Raw genomic sequence first — 22,759 nt, forward strand, 5'->3', positions numbered from 1 at the left:
GAAATTTGAGAGGAAAAGCAGCGGCTGATGCGTCGTAGGGCTACGCGCCGGGAGCTGATTCGACGGCCGGGGCCGTAAACGAAATGGTTTTACCCGAGGGCGTGACCGCCCCCTCCCCCACCACGAGGGTCAGGATTTCCTGAATAAGCTGACCCAGGCCAAGGCGGTTGAGGTCACGCTCGGGCAGCGGAAACATCGTGGAGCGATTTTCCTTGTAGGTCATCAGCAGTTCCACCCGGCTCTTAAGCAAGGGCAGGCCTTTCTCCTGAAACAGCTCTTCCGTCTTGTCATAAATCCCTTTTTTCTCGGACTTTACAAACTTGTTCCAGAAGGCGTAGAAGCCCAACAGGTTCGAGTCCTCGTCGCGGGCCTGCACAAACTGACCTAGGATGCCCATGTAGGACATGGTGGAGGCAATCGAGCCCTTGTCCGGCTCGATTGGTAGGAAGATGTAATCCACCAGCCGGAGCAGTTCCGGGAGCCCCACCACGTTCACCGTACCGGGCGTATCCACCAGAATGAAATCGTAATCCTGCTCAAACAACCCTTCGATAGAACTGACCGCCTTCTCCACGCTGGAAATGATGACTGGGTACGGCGGGATGCCCTGCTTCAGCAGGCGGGCCTGAAACGGGGCTTCCGACTGTAGCCGGTTCTGCTCTTCGAGGCGGTAGGCGTGGAGGGAGTTCTGCGGGTAGTCGCAGTCCACCATGGCCACCTTGTAGCCATAGTAGTAGCACAGCGCCGAGGCCATGTGCGTGCCGATGGTCGACTTACCAGCGCCTCCCTTCTGGGTGGCGAATGCGAGTACGTGGGGTTGATTCATGCGGAAGGCCAGAAGATTTTAAGTCGTTAGATAGTTAGTTGCAAAGTGGCATTGTGGCATAGCCACTTAGCTGTAATGGTGCAACGCAATAAAGTTGCGTTGTTGCAACAGCTGAAAGTTGTGTAGTTGCAAAGTTGTAAAACAACAAAGATTGTGTGTGGCAGTGTTGTTTAGTTGTAATGTGGCGAAGGTAATAAGTTGCGTTGTTGCAAAGCAACTTTATGGCAAAGTTTTTATGGGTGTTATGTGTGGTAAAGTTGCAAAGTTGTTTTGGTGTATTGGTGCAGTAATTAAAAATGTAGGAATACTGGACTTTGCACTCATATAAGTTGTATAGTGGCAAAGGTGTAATGGTGCAGTGTGGCAGGATTATCCAAATGCTGATATTAACTCATAAGGCTAGAGCCTAAAAAAAAGTTGGTTGCAAAGTTGCAAAAGGTTAAAGTTGCATTGTGGCATAAATTCTAATACTAGTCCTAGCTCTAGCACCGTGCAACGCCTCCGTTCCAACAGCTCGTTCATCGACCAGCAAGCCATGTCATTGTCCGGACAAACTTCGTTTGCCCGAGTCAATGACACCGCCAAGTTCGCAGGCTCACATGGCTTGGCTTGCTAGTTTAGCGTATAGCGTTTAGTTATTCACAATTCTAAATTAGTTTTAGCAGATAGAGGAAAGCTGATTGTCCCAGAATCAACATGGAAACAGAGAAGCAAGCTGAAAATGTCGCTGATGCCGCCCGTACTTTACGCATCGATGTGCGGGTGAACCCGGATGAGAAAAAGGATTTGCAGGCAAAAGCTAAGGCTGCCGGCTACAAGAAAGTTTCGGCGTATTTGCGCGATGTTGGCCGGGGGGTGGAGGTCAAAGAAAGTATCCCACCGGAGCTGCGGCGACAGCTGGTAGGCATTGGAACCAACTTGAATCAAATTGCGCGCCTGGCTCAGGCTGGTAAATCGTTTAGCAACCACGAAGCGCAGTTGGTACAGGCGCTGGCTATCATCAGAGGGTATCTGGTATGATTGCGAAAACGACTACGGGCAATGACTTCGAGGGAGCGCTAACCTATGGCGCGGGGCAGCGGCAGGGGAGGGGAAAGGAGCCGGGGGAGGCTCCACTTTTGGTCGTGGCTAATCTGATTCCGGGCACTCCCAGGGAGATGGCGCAGGACATGCGGGCCGTGGCCGCGCAGAGCAAAAAGATTCAAAAGCCGGTGTGGCATACTGTGCTCTCGTGGAAGGCGGGGGAGGTAGTGAGCCAGGGGCAAAAAGTAGCGGCTGCCAAGCGCTATTGTGAGTTGATTGGCGCGCCCATTGACCGACACCAGGTGGTCGTTTATGAGCACCGGGATAAGAAGCACGCGCACGTTCACATCTACTTGAACCGGGTGCCAATTGACGGGGGGCCAGCGCTGCGGACGGATAATAACTTTTACCGGCAGCCGGCCATTACGCGGCAGATAAGCCAGGAGCTAGGTATGGACCCTATTCCCGAGCGGCGGCGCAGCCTGCGGGCGCTGGACCCCACGAAGGAGGCAGCGCGAGAGCAGGTGAGTCGGGCGTTACAGTTGTTACTCGCGCAAGCCGATAGGGGAGGGGAGGAGTGGCTGGCTTTGCAATTGCAAAAAGAACTGATTGGGGTTCGCTATACCCACGACAAGGGCGGCGTACTGCGGGGCGTGAGCTTTGAATTGAACGGCGTGGCAGTCCGGGGGCAGGAGGTAGGCTACAAAGGGGCGCAGCTGCGCGAAGCTCTAGCCGCGCCCGGGTTGCAGGCGGTACTAGGACCGGAAGTTGCGCCTGCGCCCGGCGCGGACCAACCAGCCGTATTGCCGAAGCCAAGTCGGCCCGAGCCGGCGAAGCGCCCCCGCCGGAAGGGGCCCGCCCGGTAGCGGCCGGATGGGTAGGGCGGTTCATTCGTGTGCGCGGCGTGCACCTCACCGCTGACTTTGGACCGCTCGTCAAATAATCCACGTTGGGCATTGCCGACGGGGGTAAGTTGCTTGATTCACCAAGCGTTTCAAGCGATGGAAGACGAGAAAGGACTGCGAAAAATCATGGAGTTTATGCGGCTGTTTGCCATTGTGCTGATGGGCATCAACATCTACTATTACTGCTTTGGCTACTTCAAAGGCATGGGCTGGACGCCGGCCGTAGTCGGGCATATTCTGGAAAGCTTTACCAAGAATACTTTCTTGTTTGAGGCCAGCTGGGTGAGCAAGACGCTGGCCGTGGTATTCCTGCTGTTGAGCTGCCTCGGCACGCGGGGACGGGCTAATGAAAAGCTGAAAGGCGCCTCGGTGGCGGGCTACGCCGCCATTGGGCTGGCGCTGATTTATGGCTCAGACGTGGTGCGCGGCTTCACGCTAGGGGCCGGACTGACGACGGCGCTTTATACCGGGCTGCTGTCGGCGGGCTTTCTGCTGCTGCTGAGCGCAGGGGCCTGGCTGAGCCGGCTGTTCAACAACGACCTGATGAAGGACATCTTCAATAAGGCCAATGAGAGCTTCCCCCAGGAGGAGCGGCTGATGGAAAACGAGTATTCGGTGAACCTGCGCACGGAGTACCAGCTGCGCGGCAAGCAGCACCACGGCTGGTTGAACGTGGTCAATCCGTTCCGGGCCACGATGGTGCTCGGCACGCCGGGCTCAGGCAAGAGCTTTGCCATCATTAACGAGTTCATCCGGCAACACCTGGCCAAGGGCTTCTGCATGTACATCTACGACTACAAGTTTGACGACTTGAGCCGCATCTGCTACAACACGCTGCTACGCCACCAGGACAAGTTTGATAAGCCGGTGGGCTTTTACGTCATCAACTTCGACAACCCGCGCAAGAGTCACCGCTGCAACCCGCTGCTGCCTGAGTTGATGACCGACATCGTGGATGCCTACGAAAGCGCCTCGACCATCATGCTCAACCTCAACAAGAGCTGGATTCAGAAGCAGGGCGACTTTTTCGTGGAATCACCCATCAACTTTGTGGCGGCCATCATCTGGTTTTTAAAGCTATTCGATAAGGGTAAATACTGCACCTTTCCCCACGTCATCGAGTTTCTGAGCCGCGACTACGAGGAGATTTTTCCGGTGCTGGCCTCATACCCGGAAATTGAGAACCTGGTGAAGCCGTTCGTGTCGGCGTTTCAGAAAGATGCCATCGAGCAGCTGGAAGGCCAGATTGCTTCGGCACGTATTCCGCTGGGCCGGTTGGCCTCGCCGCAATTGTATTGGGTGATGTCGGGCAACGACTTTACGCTCGATATCAACAGCAACGAGGAGCCCAAGGTATTGTGCGTGGGCAACAACCCCGAGCGCCAAGCCATCTACGGAGCGGCGCTTGGTCTCTACAATGCGCGGCTAGTGAAGCTGGTGAACCAGAAGGGCAAGCGCAAATCGTCCATCATCATCGACGAGCTGCCCACCATCTACTTCAAGGGGCTGGATAACCTCATTGCTACGGCGCGGAGCAACAAGGTGAGCACCTGCCTGGGCTTTCAGGACTTCTCGCAGCTGGAACGCGACTACGGCCAGAAGGAGGCCGAGGTCATCAAGAACACGGTGGGCAACGTGTTCAGCGGGCAGGTATCAGGCAACAGCGGCAAGTGGCTGAGCGAGCGGTTTGGTAAGATTCTGCAGCAGCGCCAGAGCCTGAGTATCAACATGCGAGAAACCAGCACCAGCCTCTCCACCCAGATGGACAGCATGATTCCAGCCAGTACCATTGCTAACCTCACGCAGGGCAACTTCGTGGGTGCGGTGGCCGACAACTTCGGCGAAGAAATCGACCAGAAGGTGTTTCACGCCCGCATTAAGGTAGACGTAAAGGCAGTAACTGCCGAAGCCCAAGCTTACCAACCCATCCCCGACATCACCAGCTTCATTAACCCGGCCACCGGCAAGGACGAGGCGGAGGAGATGATTAAGGCCAACTTCAACCGCGTGAAAACCGAAGTGAAGGAATTGTGCGCTCGGGAGCTGCTGCGCATCGGGCAGGACCCCACGCTGCGGCACCTCATCAAGGAGAAAGCCGAGAAGTAACGGGGCGGCTAGCCGCAGCAGCTGCCCGGGCCCTGCTGCTGGATGGGCGGGCAGGGCACCGTGCCGTAGGAACAATACACGCAGCAGTCGCCGGCCAGGGGTTTGAGCACCGTAAGACAGCCCGGGCACTCGTAAAAGTATTGGCAGGCATCGGTGGGCATCTGTTCGGTTTGCTGATGCGCGCAGACCGGGCAGGTGAGCGTGGAAGTAAGCTGCGGGGTTTTGAGCGTAGGGAGTGGCATCCGATAATTAGTTGCGGGTTATAATTTGGTAGCCCGTGCCGTTGATGGCTTTTTCCACCTGCGTGGCTGGGCTTTTCTGCGCATCAAAACGCACCTGCGCGGTGCCCTGCGCATACGACACGGTGACGGCCTGCACGCCCGGCAACTGCTGCACCGCGTGCTCGACGTGCTGGGCGCAGGCCTCGCAGGTCATGCCTGCAATGCGGTAGGTGGCCGTCTGCCACACCGGCGTGGCCCCGTTTGCTGCCGGGACCGGCGCGGCGGTGGGCGAGGCCGGGTACAGGCGCGCCCCGTAGTAGGGAAAAGCCAGCAGCAGCACCGCCAGCCCGGTCACCATTCCCAAAAAAAGCCGGGATTGGGTGAATGCCGGCTTGGCATCTGCCGCACAACCGCAGTCATCGGTGGCCGGGGCCGGCTTGAGCTTCTGGTACCACGCGAAGCCCAGCACGCCCACCGTGAGCGCCATTAGATAGGGGCGGAAAGGTTCGAGCCAGGAAAAGGCCGCCGCGGAAGCACCGAGCCCGCCGACCAGGGCCAGCAGGGGCGTGATGCAGCAAAGGGAGGCAGCCAGAGCGGTGAGTAGCCCCGCGCCGAGCAAGGGCTTGCTGGTGGAGGTAGGTGCGTTCATGGGGCTGGCTGAAGCGTCGGGGTAGCAGGGTAGCCGGTTAGCAGCGGGCGCAACAGGGGCAGGTGCTGCTCGCTAAGCGCGTAAAAAACCGTTTGGCCCACTTTGCGGGCGGTGACCACGCCACCGTCCTTTAGCTTGCGCAGATGCTGCGAAACGGCCGATACCGTCATGCCCAGCACGTCAGCGATGTCGCACACGCACAGCTGTTGCTCGGCCGCCAGCAGATACAGCAGTTTGAGCCGGACCTCGTTGCCCGCCAGCGCCAGGACAGTGGCCGTGGCTTCAAGGGATGGCCCGGCCAATGCCAGGCGCACCTGGCATTGCCGGATATAATCAGCATCGGCAAAAACCCGGATGCAGGCGTTGGCTTCCATAAGAACTGTTTTCGCAAAGGTAGTACTTGCGTGTTTAAGCAAGTGCTAAAATACGCAAAGCTTTAGCTGGGGCATTCCGCCATTCGTGTGGTGTGCTGGCACCTCACAGCCTATTTCCGGCCACTCATCAACTTTCTCGCCAGGGCCTGATGGAGGCCGGTAGGTTTGCAGCGTCGAATTCCGGGCTGGCCGCGCCTGCGCCGGCCGGAAGGACAGCTTTTATTCACCTACCCATTCCTCCTATGGCTGAGCAAGATGAAGTGAATACCCCCACGCCGGAGCGCTGGTACATGAGTGCGGTGCCGACCTCCAACGGCAACTTCAGTGGCCAGGGCCTGCAGCGCGAGCCCGCCGGTCACTCCCTCTATGAGATTCAGGTCAATCCCGCCAACCCCAGCCAGGCGGCCCTGCTGCCGGCCCCCGGCGCGGATGGCCGGCTGCTGAATGCCTTTGACCACGCCCTGATGCGGGCCTTTACCACCAACCGGCTCCCCGGCCGGGAGGATAAGTTTCTCACGGTGGAAAAGCCTACGCTGCTGGAAAAGGTGGGGGAGAATTGGAAAATCACTGAGCAGGGCCGCGTGGGCTACAGTGCCACCGAGCCCGAGCAGCGGCTGCAGGTATTTGGCCAGGTAACTCCACAAGCCACCCAGCAAGCCGAGTTGACGGCCCGGGCCGAGGAGCTGGCTGGCGAGGTGGCCACCACTACGGGCGCTGTTCGCACTGAGGCGGAAGCGGAACTGGAGGTAGTGGCCAACCGTGCGCAGCAAGGCCCCGACGAGAGCCGCGCCACTTACGCGGATGCCCTGCGCGATGACGCCCGGGCGGAAGTAGGGGAGGGGCCAAGCAGCGAGCAGCGGCCCGTGCCCCCCGCACCGGCCCCGGATGCCGCGGCCGGCGCGGAGCCGGTCGGAGAATTGCGCATTGCCTGGCAGCAGCAGGGCGGCGAAGTGGCCCCGCTGCTGGAAATGCGGGCCTACCTCGACCAGCTTAAGGAAGCTGGCGTAGCGGTGGGCGCTTTGCAGCTGGAGCGCGACCCGGCGGGCAAGCTCAGCGGCGGTTTCGCGGTGAGCTACGACCCGGAGTCGCACAAGCTGGGCCAGCTCGAAGCGGCCCTGCAAGGCTTTCGGCAAGTGGGAAGCGGGGTAGCCGTGGTAGAGAAGCCGGAGCAGGCTGCCGCCCGGAGGCAGGAAGTGGGCTACGATGACGACTATGAGCCCCAGCGCAGCAAGCAGGTGCGCGAGGCCTTCGGTGTGAAGCAGTGGGATGCGCTCAGTGCCCAGCTTTCGGCCGTGCCCAAGCACGCCCTTACGGCCCCGGAGCAGGTGCAGCAGGCTGCCGCTGAACAGCGGGTGCAGCAGCTGGCCCAGCAGCAGGGCAAAACCACCGAACAGGTCATCCGCGACGGCAAGAGCATTTTTGACATCGACACCAGCGGCAACCCCGCCTCGGCGTTTCTGAAAAACTTCTACGCCCACCTGAACGGCGGCCCCAAGACCCGGCAAAGTCTGGAAGTCGACTACGAGAAAACCCGTCAGGATTTGCAGGCCCGCCTGACCCGCCACGCCGGCACGGCCCAGCCGGCGCTTTCGCTCGGCCCGACGGCCCCGGATGCCAAGGTTCCCGGCGTGGCGACTGGCCCCGCCGTGGGGGAAGCTGCCCGCCAGGCCGTCGCGATGCAGGTCCCGCCGGCGGCCCTGTTCCAAGCCAATGAGGTACCGCAAAAGGTGCTGGCCTCCCTCGGGTTGAACCTAGCCGAATTAACGGGCAGCGGGCAGCTGCAAAAGCTGCTCAGCGGTGAAAAAACAGACCTTTTGCCCATGCAGGTAGCGGGCAAGGAGGGGCAGGAACCCGTGAAGTTCGAGGGCAAGATGGTGCTGCACCGCGAAGCTGACGGCACGGCCACGCTCAAAATGGAATTGCCCCAGGAGAAGCTGGTTATTCCCAACGAGATTGGCGGTCAGCCCTTCACCCCCGAGCAGCGCCAGCGGCTCGAAACCGAGGGCAACGCCGGCCTGATGCGCGGCCTCAAGGACGAGCAGGGCCGCGAGTTCAACGGCTACGTGGCCGTGGATAAGGCCATGAACAAGGTGGTGGTACTGCCCGAAAGCAAGGTGACGCTGCACGACACCGTGGCCGGCGTCAAGCTGACCCCGGAGCAAAGTCACGACCTGCGCGAGGGCAAGGTGGTAGCCCTGACCAATATGGCCAGCGGCAACGGTGGGCAGAAGTTCGATGGCACCGTGCAGGTGAATGCCGCCAAGGCCTGCATCGAGGTAAAACCGGCCGCTCACGAGCTGAGCCAGCGTCAGGCCCCGCGGGCCGAGCAGACGGTGAAGGCCACCACTACGACCGTAGCCCCGGCCCCCGTGAAAGCCGAAGCACCCCAGGTAAAAAACCGGGGACCCCGCCACTAAGCTGGCCTATCCCAATCCCTCATTTCTCATCCCACAAGCCCGGAAGCCCACTTCCGGGCTTCTTTTTTCTGCCTTCCATTCTTCGAAATCATCCGCTTTACCATGGAACACGAACTCACCTTCCAGAAGATTAAAGAGCAGGTTGAGCTGCCCGAGCTGCTGAGCCACTTCGGCTACAACCTCCGAAAAGGCGAACACCTCGGCAAGGGCAAGTGGCACGTCTTCGAGGGCGATGACACGCTGGTCGTGTTCAAAGGCCGGGGTGGCGACTGGATGTATTTCAACGCCCAGGACGACCGCGACAAGGGCAGCGTCATTGACTGGATGAAGAACCGGGTCAGCTCCGACCGCATCGCCGGCATTGGTCCGCTGCCGGGCCGCAACCTCTGGCAGTCAGTCAACGACCACTTCCGGGCTTACCTCAACTTGCCCGAGGAGCAGCGGCCCCGGCTCGACCTGCCGCCCATTGTGGAAACCGCGCCCGGCGAGAAGTTCCACAGCATCTACACCCAGCAATGCCGGCCGCTCGAAAACACGGCCTACTTGGAAGGGCGCGGTATTACCAAAAGCACGATAGATAACCCGCAGTTTACCGGCCGCATCCTCAATCAACTCCACACTGTTCAGAAGGAGGGCTTGCCGCCCAAAACCTACGTTAACACGGCTTTCCCGGCCTACCACGAGGGACGGGTAGTGGGGCTGGAGTTGAAGGGCGAAGGCTTCAAGGGCCAGGCGCCCGAAAGCCAGTTTACCCGCTCTCTGTGGCTGAGCAAGCTGCCCGAGGGCCGGCCGGCAGCGGTGCTGGTGGTCAGCGAGTCGGCCCTCGATACGCTGTCCTACGCGCAGCTGCACCCCGGCGACAGCGCTCTGTATGCCTCCACGGCCGGCACGCTCACCCAGAACAAGATTTTCGAGTTGAGGCGGCTGCTCAGCGAGGAGCGTATTCCGGCCATCCGCGCTGCCTTCGACAACGATACGCAGGGCCACCACTTCGATACCCGGCTGCTGGCGGGGCTGGCCAGCGAGCAGAACCCCATGAAAGTGGTTCGCGAGCACGAGCACCGGCTGACCGTCGAAATTACGGCCGCCCACCCGGCCGGCGTGCAGGCGCTAAGTCAGCACCTTAAAAGCTACAACGACCAGGCCACCCGGCAGTACGCCCAGGAAAACGGGGAGCCGGGCAATCCGGCCAGCAGTCAGACCCTGCGCGACGAGCTGATTCACTCCAACAAGCTGGGAGCCCACACCTACCAGTTTCACGTGCCGATGAGCCGCGAAGCGCTGGGGGCTTTCAATCAGGCAGCCAGTCAGGCACTGGCTTTTGAGCATCGGGTGGAGATTGTGAAGAGCCAGGGCAAGGATTGGAACCAGGACCTGAAACAGGACCAGTTGCAGCGGGTGGCCCGGCGCGAGCTGGGTGGTGTCGACGAGGACCAGTACGGCTTCGGCCAGCAGCACTGGGACAACCCACATATCGAAGGCCAGGGCAAAATTGCGCAGTTGCACGAGGCGCAAGCCCAGGCCCGCCGCCAGGGCGAGCGGCTGCTCGTGGTTGAGCTGCGCGAAAGCCGCGATGCCGTGGCGTTGCTGCCCACCCTGCGCGACAACCTCGAAAAAGTCGGGCTTACCATTGACCACGCCCTTAAGATTCAACCGACCGCGGCCCGCGAAATTGCCACGGAGCTAACGCTACGCTACCGGCTGGATTCGCCGCAGCTGCCAGCCATCAGCGACGCGCTGGATGCGTTGCGGCAAAATTCCAGAACGACGGTCATTGAGCCGGGGCCGGATGCTACGGAGCGCCGGCAGCTGGCCATAGCGCAGGAACAGCAGCGCCGGGCCGGCCCTGAGCTGGTGCCCAGTGATTCTCCCGCCCACGACCAGGCCCGGCAATTGTTTATCGAAGCAGCGGGCCTGGTGGCCCGGGAACTGCGCGAGAGCGCCGCCACGCTAAACGCCGCCCGCTTGCAGGAAGTCAGCCGGCAACTGCTGACCAAACCGGCGCTGGAAGGCCTGAACCGGGAGAACGTGGAGAAAGTGCTGGCTGTGGTCGATAAGCTCGATACGTTGAAGGATAACCCCGCCGTGCAGCAGCTGCGCCAGGCCGTGCGGCAATTGGAGCAGCCCGCCCAGACGCAGACTGTACCGCAAAAGCCACGGCCCGGCCCCCGCTTGTAAGCCGGCAATGCTGGTGCAACGGACTTGGCCGTTTTCAGCCGCTCCATAACCGGAGCGGCTTTTTCGTGTGCGGCAAGGCGGGGGCCTACGTGGCCGGCGGCAGGAGCAAGGCCAGCAGCTGCTGCTGCAGCTGTTCCATGGCCGTCATGCGCCCGGCAAGCTGCCCGATGGCGGCCAGGATTTCTTCCGTTGCCGGAGAGGCCTGGGCGGTGGCCACGGCGGTGGGCGTGCGCCCGCGCTCCTTGCGCCGGCGGGCTTTGATTGCCGATTGGCTTTCGAGCGGGTGGGCCCGCCCGGCCCGCTGGTTGCAGGCCGCTACCCGGCAGGGGCTGCCGCAGTATTTCTGCACCCACCGCTTCTTGGGGACAAACTTTCGCCGGCAGTATTCGCAGGCAATCTGGGAGGTGTCGAGGAGTGACAAAGGCGTTTCGCGTTAATACCAATTGCAAGTAACGAAAACACATTTTGTGTCCTATGATTCGCTGCCCGGCGGTCGCAGGTTTGCAGCGATGAACCTGCTCCGAATTTTTGCCCCGACCTTCCAAAAAGCTACCGCCCCGCCGTCCCGTGATGGAGTTGTATCTGCTCCCCCGGCTAAATCACGCTTGCAGCCCCCATAAGCGGGCTGTAAATGAGCGTGTATTTCTGGCAAGGCGCTGACTTGTATTGGGTTGACTTTCTGACAGCATCAGATAAACCGCTCGCCGGCTTCGCTCACCTTTGCGAGCGTCCGGGCTGGGCAACCCCAACATTTCCCGGCTTCAAAAAAAAAGTTTGCCATTCACCCCCATTTGGACTGCCGACGATGTGGCAGGGGGGCTACTTAGTCTCGTCGGGGCGGATTAACGCTGCCTCGCGCAAATCTGGTTACCCACTTCGACCGCTGGGCCTTATGCCCGGCTTTTAACAAACACGTAGCATGAGCACGAAGAAAATTGCCGCTTACACGGCCCTGCTGACCTTGGTGGCCGCCGGGTTATTTGCCGCCTACCGGGTGGTGCAGTTCTACCACGAAGTTACCCGGCCCCTGGCGCCGGTATCGGCCCCAGCGACCCCGTTCGCACACCCCGGAAAGAAAGTTACGACTTACACCTTTTCGGTTATTCAGGAAGTGGTGGTGCCGCCCGCCCCGGCGTCCACGCAACGCCCACGGCGGCATCGGTAGGTGGAAGGACCCGCTTGCTTACGTGGTGTAATACTGGCTCAGCAGCACCAGCAACCCCACGGCCAGGTAGATGCCGAAGCGTTGGAGTTTGAGGGCAGGCTTGTGGTGGTGGCACATGCGGGGCCAACACGGCCCCCGGCCATTCCGTTGCACTTGGGTGGCGTCCCGTATAATTCGGCTTTCGAGGTACTTGGTTATGGCCTATCCCGAAGACGATACTGCCGGCATGACGCAGCTCATGCGCTATGTGCTTACCATCGACAATATGTGCGGGCCGGACTGCATCAGGTGGGTGCGCGAGCGGCTGGTGGGCCTGGGCCTGGTAGTGGACCGCGTGGCCGTGGGCGAAGCCGAAGTGGCCACGGCCCACGTCAACGGCCCCGACCTCAAAGCCATTCAGGCCGCATTGGAAAGCGGTGGCTACCAGCTGGTGGGGGCCGTAACCAAAGTTGGCTAGCCAAGGGTGGAATGGGCGCAATGCCCATTTGTTAATCAGGCCACAGTAGTGCTGACTACATGGCTGCGGGCTTCGGGCTCGCCCTGCTGGGTTTCGTGCTGCACGTAGTATTCCAGCAGTGTGCCGGGCGCAAAGGTGTCAGTATCAAGGAAGGGCGAGCGGGCGTTGACGGCCACCCGCTGCCAGGTGGAGGCCTCGCCCCCGACGCGGCGAAAGACGTGGGCGACTTCCAGCAGCTCCTTTGAGAAAGCCAGGTGGCGGCCGGTGGGCTCCAGGGTCAGGTCAATTTTGGCGGTGTGCATGCGCAGCGTAGTTGAATAGGGTGGGGTCAGGCGACCATGCCCAGAATTAGAAACAGGAGGAAGCCCACAAAAAAGGCCAGCGTGAGCAGCGGCGTTTCGGTTTCCTCGTGCGCTTCGGTCAGCAACTCCTCGGTGACCAGAAACAGCAGCGCGGCCAGGCCAAAGGAAAGCACGATTTCCAGCAAGTTGCCGGTGGCCCCGCGCAGTACGGTGGTGCCAATGCCCGCCCCGACCAGCAGCATGAGCGAAGTGCCGGCCACAATCGCGACGGCCCGGCCCTTGCCGTGGCCATCCTGCCGCAACTCAATGGCCGTGGCCAGGCCCAGCGACAGCAGCTCGATGGTGAGGGCAATGGCCAGCAGGGTGCCTTCCTTCGCGCCCGCCGCAAAGCCGATGCCCAGCAGTAGCCCGTCGATGAGGATATCAATGCCAATGGCCACCAGCAGGCCCCAGGGCAGGGCGGCCACGGTGGGTGGGGCGGTTACGCCGGCGCTTCCGGCCGGCGCATTGCCAGCTGCCCCAGGCTCCTCTTTCTTTTCGAGGCGCTGGGTGAAGTAGCGCAGTCCCAGCATGGTGGCCACACCCAGCCCGAAGCCCAGCGCCACTTCGTAGGGCGCATGGTGCTGCACAATGTCGGGCAGCAGCTCGACGGCCACGACCGAGAAGATGACGCCCGCCGCGAAGTGCAGAATGGCGCTGCGCAGCTTCGGGCCGGGGGCCCGCCACACGGCCAGGGCCGCGCCGGCAATCATAACCACGGCCGGCAGCAGCGAAAAGCCCAGCATGGTAGACCAGGGCGGCGTGACGGCGGCGGGAATAGTAAGCAGCATGGATGAAGCGGATATAAATGTTAGTGGGAGGAGTTTGCCGCGTGGGCCTTGAGCCAGCGCTGGTACTGCTTGATTTCGGCCTGCTCGTCGCGCACAATCTGGCGGGCGGCGTTTCTCACTTCCGCGTCCTTGCCATAGGCCAGCTCGGTTTGGGCCAGGGCCACCCCCGTTTGGTGATGCACCTGCATAATCGTGGCAAAATCAGCATCAAGGGTGCCAGGCAGGGGCGGCGGCTGGCGCAGGGGAGCCAGCGCGGCTGTGATGCGGCGCACAAACGGGTCCTGGGCGTTGCCCGGCCGGTATTCCTGGCCCGCCGGCGGCTGCCGGGCGAGGGCCAGCGTGAGCACGTGGTTGTCGCGCTCATGGCCCTTGAGCACGTGCTGGGCCAGGGCGCGCAGGGTTGAGTCTTTGCCGTGCGATAGTTCTACCGCCGCCAGCCGCTGGGCCCCGCCGTGGTGCACGCTCATCAGGCGGGCAAAGTCCTCGTCCCAGCACCCGAGGCGGTGCACCGTATCGAGCTGCTGCGCGAGCAGCTGCAGGGTATCGCCCAGGGCCGGGGGCGCGGCCACGGGAGCCGGCTTCGGCTTAGTTCCGGCGTGCACTTCCAGTTCGTGCTCATCGGTATCGTGCCGAGAGCTGCAGCTGCTGATGAGCCCGCTTCCTGCCAGTAGCCAGACCAGAATCAAGAATGAAACCTTCATGTTTCGTGCTTCGGGTAATATCTAATGGGCTTACGTTTTGGCGGGTGCGGCTTTGCTGGTGAAGTCCATCCGTTGAATCCGCACGGCGTTGAGAATGGCCAGCAGGGCCACGCCCACGTCGGCAAACACCGCTTCCCACATGGTGGCCACGCCGCCGGCCCCCAGCGCCAGCACGATACCCTTCACGATAAAGGCCAGCCAGATATTCTGCCACACCACGCTATGGGTGGCGCGGGCAATGCGGCGGGCCGTGGCAATCTTGCTCGGGTGGTCGGTTTGAATCACCACGTCGGCCGTTTCGATGGTGGCATCGGAGCCCAGCCCGCCCATGGCAATGCCCACGTCGGCCAGGGCCACCACCGGGGCATCGTTCACCCCGTCGCCCACGAAGGCCAGCTTGCGGCCCTCGGTGAGGTACTGCTGCACGTATTTGGCCTTGTCTTCGGGCAGCAGCCCGCCGTGGGCTTCGGTGATTCCTAACTCTTTGGCTACGCGCTGCACGATGCTGTCCTTGTCGCCGGAGAGCATGACCAGCTTGCTGATGCCGTCGGCTTTCAGCTCCTGCACGGCGCGGGCTGCGTCCTCTTTCGGGGCGTCAGCCACCGTGAGGTAGCCGGCGTATTTCCCGTCCACGGCCGCCACCACAATGCTGTCCACCACCTGGTCGACTTCGGGCGGGTAGGCCACGCTGAACTTGGTCAGCAGCTTGGTGTTGCCCGCTAGTACGTCGCGGCCGTCCACCTTGCCGCGCAGGCCGTGGCCAGCAATTTCCTCCACGTTATCGACGGGCACGCCCGCCGCGGCCGCCCCGACGTGGGCCACCACCGCCTTGGCAATGGGGTGCGTCGATTTGGTTTCCAGCGCCCCCACCAGCCGCAGCAGCTGCTCGGGGGTAGTGCCGGCCGCCGGCTGCACCTGCTGCACGGCAAACACGCCCTGCGTGAGCGTGCCGGTCTTGTCCATTACCACGGTATCAATTTCGCGCAGCACGTCCAGGAAGTTGGAGCCCTTAAACAGGATGCCCGCTTTCGAAGCCGCGCCGATGCCGCCGAAGTAGCCCAGCGGAATGCTGATGACCAGCGCGCAGGGGCAGGAAATGACCAGAAACACCAGCGCCCGGTAGAGCCAGTCGCGGAACACGTAGTCGCTCACCACGAAGTAGGGCACCACAATCAGCAGCACGGCCAGCCCCACCACGATGGGGGTATAGATTTTGGCAAACTTGGTGATGAACTGCTGCGTTTTGGCTTTGCGGCCCACGGCATCCTGCACCATGGCCAGGATTTTCGAGAGCTTGGTGTCCTTAAAAGCGGCCGTCACGGTCACCTGAATCAGAGATTCCAGGTTAATCATGCCGGCCAGCACCGCTTCGCCCGGCTGCTTGGTTTGCGGGGCCGACTCGCCGGTGAGGGCGGCCGTGTTAAAGCTGGCCGCCTTACCGTTGAGGGTGCCATCGAGGGCTACTTTCTCGCCGGGCTTTACTTCCATCACGTCGCCTACCTGCACCGCTTTGGGGTCGAGCACCAGGGGCAGGCCGCCGCGCACCACGGTCACTTCGGTGGCCTGAATTTCGAGCAGGGCCTTGATGCTGCGCTTGGCCCGGTTCACGGCCGCGTCCTGAAACAGCTCGCCCACGGTGTAGAACAGCATCACGGCTACCCCTTCCGGGTATTCACCGATGGCAAAGGCCCCGAGCGTGGCCAGGCTCATGAGCAGAAACTCGTTGAAGATGTTGCCGCTGGGAATGCTGAGCACGGCGGCTTTTACTACCTTCCAGCCTACCAGCACGAAGGCCAGCCCGTACCACGCCAGCCGCACGTAGCCCGTGAAAAAGCCGATTTTGTAGTAGTCCAAGGCAATGCCGGCCAGCAGCAGCACGAGGCTGATGCCCGGCACGAGGTAAGGGTTAGTGGCGGCCGGGCCGTGGTGGTCGTCGTTCCCGCCGCCGTGGTCGTGGCCGGGCACGTCGTGTCCCTGGGGCGCGGCGGCGGCCTGGGGTGTGAGCTGGGCGCGGCTCACCGCTCCCACGTTGGCAGGGTTCACCTGCTTGGCCGTGTTCAACGGCTCATCGGTGTTAGAAAAAGTAGGTTCAGGCATGATATCAGGCACGTGAGAAAGGGGAAGGACAAAACCTAGTGATTAGTGAAGCCCGGTCGGGCTTACAGGGGTTGGGATTGGCTGCGCGGCCGGCACCAGCGCCTCGGCGTAAGCCTGTTGTAAGCGAAGGTGAAACTGGTCGCTGCGTTGGCGGGCGGCTTGCAGCAGCACGACCACAGCGGAAACGTCGGCTTCGTATTGCTCCCATTCGGATTCCCCAATGAGAGCCAGCACATCAAGCCGCGTTGCCAGCGGCGTCGACCACACCTCAAACCGGTCCAGCACCGCCACTCTGTTTGCTAGCTCGGTTGCGCTAAGTCTTTTATTGGGCGCGTTGGCGGCATTGCCCGTCATCCAGATTTTCCAATGCTTGCCCGCCTTCGAGCTGTTGCAGGTACTACAGCACGGCACTAGGTTATAGATGTCGGTGATGTAGCCAGAGGGGCGGCCGTCCGCCGCAGTTAGGTTGCGGAAGTGGTCGAGTTGTGTGGCGTGTCGGCCGCAGTACACGCACTCGAGTCTATCAACTGCCAACGGTGCAATGCCCAACTGCGCTCGCCAAGCGGCCTCTTGGGCAGCGGTAGGCCGTACTTCCGGGACGATGGTGTTGATGAAGGCCCGCCTGATAGACGTTTTCAGGCTATCTATTTTCATGCGGGCGGGCAGCTTGATGCCCACGATTTTCCGGCTGATGCTGGGGTTTTTCTTGGCCATTTTGACTGGAGCGTTATTCTTCCTCTTCGGCGTTTTTGAGCTTGCCGAGCAAGGCGTAGGCCCCCTCTACGACAAAGCGCAGCGGTTTGCCCTGCTCGGCTGCGGGCAAGTGAAACTCGGTGTAGCCGTCTTCGCTCACGCCCCGCGTCACGGGCACGAGGCGGTAGGTGGCCCGACCGGCGGCCGGGCCCGAATCGGTGGCCACGAACACGTAGGACTGGGCCCCGTACTGCACCACCGCTTTTTCCGGCAGGGTGGGCACGGTCACGCGGTTGGTTTCGATGACGGCCCGCACGAAGGTGCCCGGCAGCAACTGCTCGTCTTCCCGGTCCAGGTGGGCGTGCACCCGCACCGTGCGCTCGTCGCTGATGGTTTTGCTGATGAGGTACACGTGGGCCGTGCGCTCCCGGCTCAGCGAGTCGTTGCCCAGGGAAAAGCGCACCAGCTGATTTTCCTTCACCTGCGGAATGTCCTTTTCAAACACGGTCAGCTCGACGTGCAGGTGCTCGGGGTTGACGATTTCAAACAGCACGTCGGTGGGCGTCACGCTCTGGCCGATGCTCACGTTCACGGCCTTCACGAAGCCGCCTTTAGGGGCCCGCAGGATGGCCGTGCTCACGATGTTCCCGCCGATGGGTAGGCCGGCCAGGCGCAGGCGGGCGGCCTGGGCATTGGTTTTCACTTGCAGGGCCTCGTACTCGGCCTGGGCGCGCTGGAAGTTCTTTTGGGGCGCTACCTCTTGCCGGTACAGCTCGCCCTGGCGCTCGTACTCGGCGCGGGCGTACTTGAGCTGGCTGCGGGTTTCCTGGTAGTCCTGCTGCAACTGCACAAAGTCGGGGTTGCGGATGACGGCCAGCACCTGGCCGGCGCGCACCCGCGAGCCCTGCAGCAGGTCGGTCCGGTCCACGAAGCCGCCGAGCGGGGCGCTGACCGATACCAGGTTTTCGGGCGGCACGTCGAGCACGCCGTTCACTTTCAGCCCCCCGCTCATGGGGCGCTCGGTGAGCGAGCCCAGGCGCACGCCGCCCACCTGCTGCTCTGCAGCGGTGAGCGTGACGCGGTCGGCGGGGCCTTTTTCGGCCGCTTCCCCACCGGGGGCGGTGGCGGCCGTTTCTTCTTTTTCCGTGGGGGCTTCCTTGGAGCCGCAGCCGGTCAGCAGGCCGAGCAGCACCAGCGGGAGGGCTAGGTATCGCATGATAATTCTGAAGATTAAGTGGAAAAGGGGTAGCGCGGCGCGGGCCAGGCTACTGGCTGCCCAGCAGGTATTCCAGCTCGATGACGGTCTGGTTGTGTTGCAGCAGCGCGTCGAGGTAGTCGAGGCGCAGGCGGCGGGCGCGCTCCAGGTTGAGCAGGTATTCGGAGTAGCCGGTTTCGCCGGCCTTGTAGGCAATCGTCGACAGGCGGGTGATGACCGTGGCCTGCGGCAGGGCCGTACTTTCGAAGTAGGCTAGGCGCTGCTGCTGCTCGGTGCGTCGCAGCAGCAGCTCATCGAGCTGGCCGGCCAGTTCGGCCCGGTAGCGGTCGAAGCCGGCCTGCGCCACCTGCTCCTGCAGGCGGGCGGCCTGCACCCGCGCTTTCTGGGGCCGCCGCCACAGCGGCACGGCCACCCCGGCCTGTACGCCCTGGAAGCGGGAGCCCCCGCCGAAGTAGCGCTCGGTGCCGGCCGCGTCGAGGCGCTGGTAGCCGATGATGCTCTGGTTGAAGTAGCCGACGGTGAACTCGGGCAGCCCGGCCGCCTGTGCCACGCGGGTTTCCGCCCGTCGCTCGGCTACCTGCTGGGCCAGCACCCGCGCCTGCGGGTTGGTGCGCTGGAGCAGCGTGTCAGCCAGCGCCGGGGCCGTGGTATCGGCCAGCTGGGCGGCCCCCAGCAGCGCGAGCGGTTGGAGCACGCTATCGGCTAGGGCCACGGCGGCCGGCACTTGCAGCAGCGCCTGCAGCTGGCGCTGCGCCACCCGGAAGTCGGTGCGGGCCGCCCGCAGCTGGGTGCGTACTTCGCCCTGCTGCACCAGCGCCGTGGCGGGTTCGAGCCGCGCCGCCTCGCCGGTCTTGAAGCGCAGGTTGGCCGAGCGCAGAAACTCCGAGTAGAGGCTGTCCTGCCCCCGCAGCACCCGCAGGCGGTGCCGGGCGTGCACGGCCTGCTCGTAGCTCAGGCGCACCTGCCGGCGCAATTCCGCCTGCACCTGCGCCAGCTGCGCCTGCTGGCCGGCAATGCGGGCGTCGGCCAGCGCAGCGGCGCTGCGGTACACGCCGGGCAGGGCCAGCGACTGGGTGAGGGTGAACTGGTTGTCGCGGTTCTGGGAGTTGTACTGCCCGTAGCTGCCGGTAAGCGTGGTGCGGCCGAAGTCGTAAGCCGTGCGGCGGATGGCCTGCTGGGCTTCCAGCGCCCGGGTGCCGGCCAGCACGGTGCCGTTGGTTTGCAGGGCCTGGCTCACGGCCTGCGCGCCGGTGAGCGGACCCTGCGCCCGACCCAGCAGCGGCAGGCCCAGCAGCAGCAAAAGCAGCCCCGGGGCCACGGGCAGGCTTTTCGCGGGGGCAGTTGAAGTAACTTCTGGTTGCGGCTCCGCATTCGGGCCGCCGGTTTTTACGCGCTCGGAAAGGGCGTAGAGCACGGGCAGCACCAGCAGCGTGAGCAGCGTAGCCGACACCAGTCCGCCGATGACCACGGTGGCCAGCGGGCGCTGCACTTCGGCCCCGGCAGACTGGGCCAGGGCCATGGGCAGGAAGCCGAGCGAGGCCACGGTAGCCGTCATCAGCACCGGCCGCAGGCGCACTTCGGTGCCGCGCAGAATGCGCTCCATCAGGTCGTTCACCCCTTCGGCCTTAAGCTGGTTGAAATAGCCGATGAGCACGATGCCGTTGAGCACGGCCACCCCGAACAGGGCAATGAAGCCCACCCCGGCCGAGATACTAAAGGGCATGTCCCGCAGCCACAGCGCCGCGATGCCGCCGATGGCCGAGAGCGGGATAGCCGTAAAAATCATCACCGACTGCTTGAAGGAGCGGAAGGTGAAGAACAGCAGCACGAAGATGAGCACCAGCGCCACCGGCACGGCCACACTCAAGCGGTCGGTGGCCTGGCGTAGGTTCTCGAACTGGCCGCCGTAGGTGGTGTAGTAGCCGGGGGCAAACTTGAGCTGGCGGTCAATCTTGCCCTGCAGCTCTTCGACCACCGTTTCCACGTCACGGCCGCGCACGTTGAAGGCCACGCTGATGCGGCGCTTGGCGTCGTCGCGCTGAATCTGGTTGGGCCCTTCGCGCAGCTCCACGCTGGCCACCTGCTCCAGGGGCACCTGCCGGCCGTTGGGAGCGGCGATGAACAGGCGGCGCACGCTGTTGATGTCCTTGCGCAAATCCTGGCGCAGGCGCAGCACCAAATCGAAGCGCCGCTCCTGCTCGAACACCTGGCCGGCGGTTTCGCCGGCGAAGGCCGTTTGCACGGTGCGGTTCACGTCGGCCACGTTCAGGCCGAACTGGGCGAGGCGGTTGCGGTCGAGATGCACCACAATTTGGGGCAGGCCGGTGACCTGCTCCACGTACACGTCTTCGGCCCCCTTCACCTGGCGCACGAGCCGGCCGGCCTGCTGGGCGTAGTCGGCCAGCTGCTGCAGGTCCTCCCCGTAAATCTTGAGCACCACGTCCTGCTTGGCCCCCGAAATCAGCTCGTTGAAGCGCATCTGGATGGGCTGCTGAAACCCAAACGTGACGCCGGGCATGACGCTTAGGGCATCGGCCATCTTATCGGCCAACTCTTCGCGGTTGTGGGCGGAAGTCCATTCCTTCTGGTCATTAAGAATCACCATCACGTCGGCGGCCTCCACCGGCATGGGGTCGGTGGGAATCTCGCCGGCCCCGATTTTGGCGACTACTTCCTTGACTTCGGGAAACTGCTTTTTGAGGATGCCCCCGGCTTTTTGGGCCTGCTCAATGGTGTAGCTCAGCGAGGAGCCAGTGAGCACGCGCATCTCCACCGCGAAATCACCTTCGGTCAGCGTCGGGATGAACTCGCCACCCAGCGTGCGAAACAGGAAAAAGCTTCCCACCAGCAGGCCCACGGCCGTGAGCAGCACCGCGGCCTGGTGCCGCAAGGCCCCTTTAAGCAGCGGGTGGTAGAGGCGGGTGTAAAAGGCCATCATCCGGTCGGAAAAGGTTTGCTTGCTTTCCGTCGACCGGCTCAGGGCCAGCGCCGACATCATCGGCACGTAGGTCAGAGACAGGATAAATGCCCCGAGAATGGCGAAGGCCACGGTTTCGGCCATGGGCCGGAACATCTTGCCCTCGATGCCGGCCAAGGCCAGCAGCGGCAGGTACACGATGAGGATGATGATTTCGCCGAACGCGGCCGAGGAGCGGATTTTACTGGCCGCGTGGTAGGTTTCCTCGTTCATCTGCTCGGTGCTCAGGCGGTTGCCCGGCACCAACAGCTGCCCACCGTGCAGGCGGTGAATGATGGCCTCGACGATGATGACGGCCCCGTCCACAATCAGCCCGAAGTCAATGGCCCCGAGGCTCATCAGGTTGCCCGACACGCCAAACAGGCGCATCATGCTCACGGCAAAGAGCATGGCCAGCGGAATCACCGAGGCCACCACGAGCCCGGCGCGCCAGTTGCCCAGAAACAGCACCAGCACGAACACGACAATCAGGGCCCCTTCCAGCAGGTTCTTACTCACCGTGTGAATAGCGCGGTCTACCAGGTTGGAGCGGTCGAGGAAAGGCTCCACACTCACGCCTTCGGGCAGGGTTTTGCGGATGGTGGCCATGCGCTTCTGCACGTCCTTGATGACTTCGGCGGCGTTGGCCCCCTTGAGCATGAGCACCAGGCCGCCGGTCACTTCGCCCTGGTCGTTGAGGGTCATGGCCCCGTAGCGCACGGCCGCGCCGTAGCGCACTTCGGCCACGTCGCGCACCAGCACGGGCAGGCCGGTGCTCGTGCTGCGGATGACGATGTTGCCGATGTCGGCGGGCGAGGTGGCCAGGCCCTCGGTGCGGATGAAGGCCGCGGTGGGGTTCTGGTCGAGGTAGGCCCCGCCGGCGTTCTGGTTGTTGGCGGCCACGGCCTGGTATACCTCGTTCACGGTGACGCCCAGCGAGCGCAGTCGCTCCGGGTCGAGGGCCACCTCATACTGCTTGAGCAGTCCGCCGAAAGAACTCACGTCGGCCACGCCGGGGGTGCCGAGCAGCTGCCGACGCACTATCCAGTCCTGAATGGTGCGCAGCTCGGTGGCGTTGTATTTCTTTTCGAAGCCCGGCTTGGCACGCACCAGGTACTGGTACACCTCGCCCAGGCCGGTGCTGAGCGGGGCCAGCTCGGGGCGGCCCGTGCCGGCCGGAATCTGGCTTTCGGCCTCCTGCAGTCGCTGCGATACTTGCGTGCGGGCCCAGTAAATGTCGGTCTGGTCCTCGAACACCACAGTGACCACCGAGAGGCCGAAGCGCGAAAACGAGCGCACTTCAACCTGCCCCGGGATGGTGGCCATGGCCTGCTCCACGGGAAAAGACACCAGGCGCTCAATCTCCTGGGCGGCCAGCGAGGGAGCCACCGTGTAAACGACAACCTGGTTACTGGTAATGTCGGGCAGCGCGTCAATCGGCAGCCGACTCAGCGAGTAGCCGCCCCATGCCACCAGGGCCAGGGTTAGCAGCCCGATGATGAGCTTGTTGTGTATAGAAAAATGAATCAGCCGGTCGAACATCCGCTGGTTGGGGGTTAGGTCTAACGCTTCCGTGAAACCCTGCGGCCCGGTGGCTCCGGCACAAGCGGCGGGAGCAAAGGGGGCATAACCGATTCAGCGCC

General features: G+C 62.7%; 19 protein-coding genes. 7 read left to right on the plus strand and 12 right to left on the minus strand.

The features are described 5' to 3' along the window. Window positions 1–40 precede the first annotated feature (40 nt). On the minus strand, window positions 41–826 hold the full coding sequence (locus Q5H89_RS20755) for a ParA family protein (RefSeq protein ID WP_196294743.1): 786 nt from the start codon (window positions 824–826) through the stop codon (window positions 41–43). Window positions 827–1,522: 696 nt separating this feature from the next. Here Q5H89_RS20755 and Q5H89_RS20760 point away from each other — a divergent pair. The 3 genes from Q5H89_RS20760 to mobC all read left to right on the plus strand — a co-directional run bounded on the left by Q5H89_RS20760 (window position 1,523) and on the right by mobC (window position 4,860). Then, on the plus strand, window positions 1,523–1,846 hold the full coding sequence (locus Q5H89_RS20760) for a plasmid mobilization protein (protein WP_305021255.1): 324 nt from the start codon (window positions 1,523–1,525) through the stop codon (window positions 1,844–1,846). Between the two features lie 104 nt (window positions 1,847–1,950). Next, entirely contained in the window at window positions 1,951–2,715 is a 765-nt protein-coding gene (locus tag Q5H89_RS20765) for a relaxase/mobilization nuclease domain-containing protein (RefSeq protein WP_305021256.1), read from the plus strand. 135 nt (window positions 2,716–2,850) lie between these two features. After that, on the plus strand, window positions 2,851–4,860 hold the full coding sequence (mobC, locus tag Q5H89_RS20770) for a conjugal transfer protein MobC (RefSeq protein ID WP_305021257.1): 2,010 nt from the start codon (window positions 2,851–2,853) through the stop codon (window positions 4,858–4,860). 8 nt (window positions 4,861–4,868) lie between these two features. On the opposite strand, the gene Q5H89_RS20775 is transcribed toward mobC, so the two are convergent. Genes Q5H89_RS20775 through Q5H89_RS20785 form a run of 3 tightly spaced genes read right to left on the minus strand, consistent with a single transcriptional unit; the run spans window position 4,869 to window position 6,104 of the window. After that, complete coding sequence (locus tag Q5H89_RS20775) at window positions 4,869–5,102, minus strand: GDCCVxC domain-containing (seleno)protein (RefSeq protein WP_196294845.1); 234 nt, start codon at window positions 5,100–5,102, stop codon at window positions 4,869–4,871. Window positions 5,103–5,109: 7 nt separating this feature from the next. After that, window positions 5,110–5,730 carry a mercuric transport protein MerTP gene (gene merTP, locus Q5H89_RS20780; RefSeq protein WP_305021258.1) on the minus strand — a complete coding sequence of 207 codons (621 nt, stop codon included), beginning with the start codon at window positions 5,728–5,730 and terminating at the stop codon, window positions 5,110–5,112. Further along, complete coding sequence (locus Q5H89_RS20785; RefSeq protein WP_198070557.1) at window positions 5,727–6,104, minus strand: ArsR/SmtB family transcription factor; 378 nt, start codon at window positions 6,102–6,104, stop codon at window positions 5,727–5,729. Before Q5H89_RS20785 ends, merTP begins: the two co-directional genes overlap by 4 nt. Window positions 6,105–6,346: 242 nt before the next feature. Between Q5H89_RS20785 and Q5H89_RS20790 the strand changes: the two genes are divergently transcribed. Further along, window positions 6,347–8,521: a DUF3945 domain-containing protein gene (locus Q5H89_RS20790; RefSeq protein ID WP_305021259.1), complete on the plus strand. Its 2,175-nt coding sequence runs from the start codon at window positions 6,347–6,349 to the stop codon at window positions 8,519–8,521. Between the two features lie 102 nt (window positions 8,522–8,623). After that, window positions 8,624–10,699, plus strand: coding sequence for a toprim domain-containing protein (locus tag Q5H89_RS20795; RefSeq protein ID WP_305021260.1), 2,076 nt, complete (start codon window positions 8,624–8,626; stop codon window positions 10,697–10,699). An 85-nt stretch (window positions 10,700–10,784) separates the two neighbouring features. Here Q5H89_RS20795 and Q5H89_RS20800 read toward each other — a convergent pair whose 3' ends face one another. After that, entirely contained in the window at window positions 10,785–11,120 is a 336-nt protein-coding gene (locus tag Q5H89_RS20800) for a hypothetical protein (RefSeq protein WP_305021261.1), read from the minus strand. Between the two features lie 498 nt (window positions 11,121–11,618). On the opposite strand from Q5H89_RS20800, the gene Q5H89_RS20805 reads away from it, so the two are divergent. Further along, window positions 11,619–11,864 (plus strand): hypothetical protein, encoded by a 246-nt coding sequence (locus tag Q5H89_RS20805; protein ID WP_305021262.1) that lies wholly within the window; start codon window positions 11,619–11,621, stop codon window positions 11,862–11,864. 196 nt (window positions 11,865–12,060) lie between these two features. Further along, window positions 12,061–12,321 (plus strand): hypothetical protein, encoded by a 261-nt coding sequence (locus tag Q5H89_RS20810; RefSeq protein WP_196294838.1) that lies wholly within the window; start codon window positions 12,061–12,063, stop codon window positions 12,319–12,321. Window positions 12,322–12,356: 35 nt separating this feature from the next. Here Q5H89_RS20810 and Q5H89_RS20815 read toward each other — a convergent pair whose 3' ends face one another. Genes Q5H89_RS20815 through Q5H89_RS20845 form a run of 7 tightly spaced genes read right to left on the minus strand, consistent with a single transcriptional unit; the run spans window position 12,357 to window position 22,658 of the window. Continuing rightward, the gene (locus tag Q5H89_RS20815) at window positions 12,357–12,623 is read right to left on the minus strand and encodes a hypothetical protein (protein ID WP_196294837.1); all 267 of its coding nucleotides are present in this window, start codon (window positions 12,621–12,623) and stop codon (window positions 12,357–12,359) included. Window positions 12,624–12,649: 26 nt separating this feature from the next. After that, window positions 12,650–13,453 (minus strand): ZIP family metal transporter, encoded by an 804-nt coding sequence (locus Q5H89_RS20820; RefSeq protein WP_305021263.1) that lies wholly within the window; start codon window positions 13,451–13,453, stop codon window positions 12,650–12,652. Between the two features lie 20 nt (window positions 13,454–13,473). Then, on the minus strand, window positions 13,474–14,154 hold the full coding sequence (locus Q5H89_RS20825; protein ID WP_305021264.1) for a DUF305 domain-containing protein: 681 nt from the start codon (window positions 14,152–14,154) through the stop codon (window positions 13,474–13,476). A 30-nt stretch (window positions 14,155–14,184) separates the two neighbouring features. Further along, a complete protein-coding gene (locus tag Q5H89_RS20830) occupies window positions 14,185–16,251 on the minus strand; it encodes a heavy metal translocating P-type ATPase (RefSeq protein ID WP_305021265.1) in 2,067 nt (688 codons plus the stop codon). Window positions 16,252–16,293: 42 nt separating this feature from the next. Next, entirely contained in the window at window positions 16,294–16,965 is a 672-nt protein-coding gene (locus Q5H89_RS20835) for an HNH endonuclease (RefSeq protein WP_305021266.1), read from the minus strand. A 13-nt stretch (window positions 16,966–16,978) separates the two neighbouring features. Continuing rightward, window positions 16,979–18,160: an efflux RND transporter periplasmic adaptor subunit gene (locus tag Q5H89_RS20840; protein WP_305021267.1), complete on the minus strand. Its 1,182-nt coding sequence runs from the start codon at window positions 18,158–18,160 to the stop codon at window positions 16,979–16,981. A gap of 49 nt (window positions 18,161–18,209) precedes the next feature. Next, a complete protein-coding gene (locus Q5H89_RS20845; protein ID WP_305021268.1) occupies window positions 18,210–22,658 on the minus strand; it encodes a CusA/CzcA family heavy metal efflux RND transporter in 4,449 nt (1,482 codons plus the stop codon). Between the last annotated feature and the right edge of the window lie 101 nt (window positions 22,659–22,759).

This window comes from Hymenobacter cheonanensis, from assembly GCF_030581075.1.
Lineage (GTDB): Bacteria > Bacteroidota > Bacteroidia > Cytophagales > Hymenobacteraceae > Hymenobacter.

What these genes read in the sequence shown, in the direction of transcription:
- Q5H89_RS20790 (WP_305021259.1), top strand. Translation starts at nt 6,347, where the DNA reads ATGGCTGAGCAAGATGAAGTGAATACCCCCACGCCGGAGCGCTGGTAC.
- Q5H89_RS20795 (WP_305021260.1), top strand. Translation starts at nt 8,624, where the DNA reads ATGGAACACGAACTCACCTTCCAGAAGATTAAAGAGCAGGTTGAGCTG.
- Q5H89_RS20845 (WP_305021268.1), bottom strand. Translation starts at nt 22,658, where the DNA reads ATGTTCGACCGGCTGATTCATTTTTCTATACACAACAAGCTCATCATC.
- Q5H89_RS20815 (WP_196294837.1), bottom strand. Translation starts at nt 12,623, where the DNA reads ATGCACACCGCCAAAATTGACCTGACCCTGGAGCCCACCGGCCGCCAC.
- Q5H89_RS20775 (WP_196294845.1), bottom strand. Translation starts at nt 5,102, where the DNA reads ATGCCACTCCCTACGCTCAAAACCCCGCAGCTTACTTCCACGCTCACC.
- Q5H89_RS20760 (WP_305021255.1), top strand. Translation starts at nt 1,523, where the DNA reads ATGGAAACAGAGAAGCAAGCTGAAAATGTCGCTGATGCCGCCCGTACT.
- Q5H89_RS20805 (WP_305021262.1), top strand. Translation starts at nt 11,619, where the DNA reads ATGAGCACGAAGAAAATTGCCGCTTACACGGCCCTGCTGACCTTGGTG.
- Q5H89_RS20825 (WP_305021264.1), bottom strand. Translation starts at nt 14,154, where the DNA reads ATGAAGGTTTCATTCTTGATTCTGGTCTGGCTACTGGCAGGAAGCGGG.
- Q5H89_RS20785 (WP_198070557.1), bottom strand. Translation starts at nt 6,104, where the DNA reads ATGGAAGCCAACGCCTGCATCCGGGTTTTTGCCGATGCTGATTATATC.
- merTP (WP_305021258.1), bottom strand. Translation starts at nt 5,730, where the DNA reads ATGAACGCACCTACCTCCACCAGCAAGCCCTTGCTCGGCGCGGGGCTA.
- Q5H89_RS20755 (WP_196294743.1), bottom strand. Translation starts at nt 826, where the DNA reads ATGAATCAACCCCACGTACTCGCATTCGCCACCCAGAAGGGAGGCGCT.
- mobC (WP_305021257.1), top strand. Translation starts at nt 2,851, where the DNA reads ATGGAAGACGAGAAAGGACTGCGAAAAATCATGGAGTTTATGCGGCTG.
- Q5H89_RS20830 (WP_305021265.1), bottom strand. Translation starts at nt 16,251, where the DNA reads ATGCCTGAACCTACTTTTTCTAACACCGATGAGCCGTTGAACACGGCC.
- Q5H89_RS20840 (WP_305021267.1), bottom strand. Translation starts at nt 18,160, where the DNA reads ATGCGATACCTAGCCCTCCCGCTGGTGCTGCTCGGCCTGCTGACCGGC.
- Q5H89_RS20810 (WP_196294838.1), top strand. Translation starts at nt 12,061, where the DNA reads ATGGCCTATCCCGAAGACGATACTGCCGGCATGACGCAGCTCATGCGC.
- Q5H89_RS20835 (WP_305021266.1), bottom strand. Translation starts at nt 16,965, where the DNA reads ATGGCCAAGAAAAACCCCAGCATCAGCCGGAAAATCGTGGGCATCAAG.
- Q5H89_RS20820 (WP_305021263.1), bottom strand. Translation starts at nt 13,453, where the DNA reads ATGCTGCTTACTATTCCCGCCGCCGTCACGCCGCCCTGGTCTACCATG.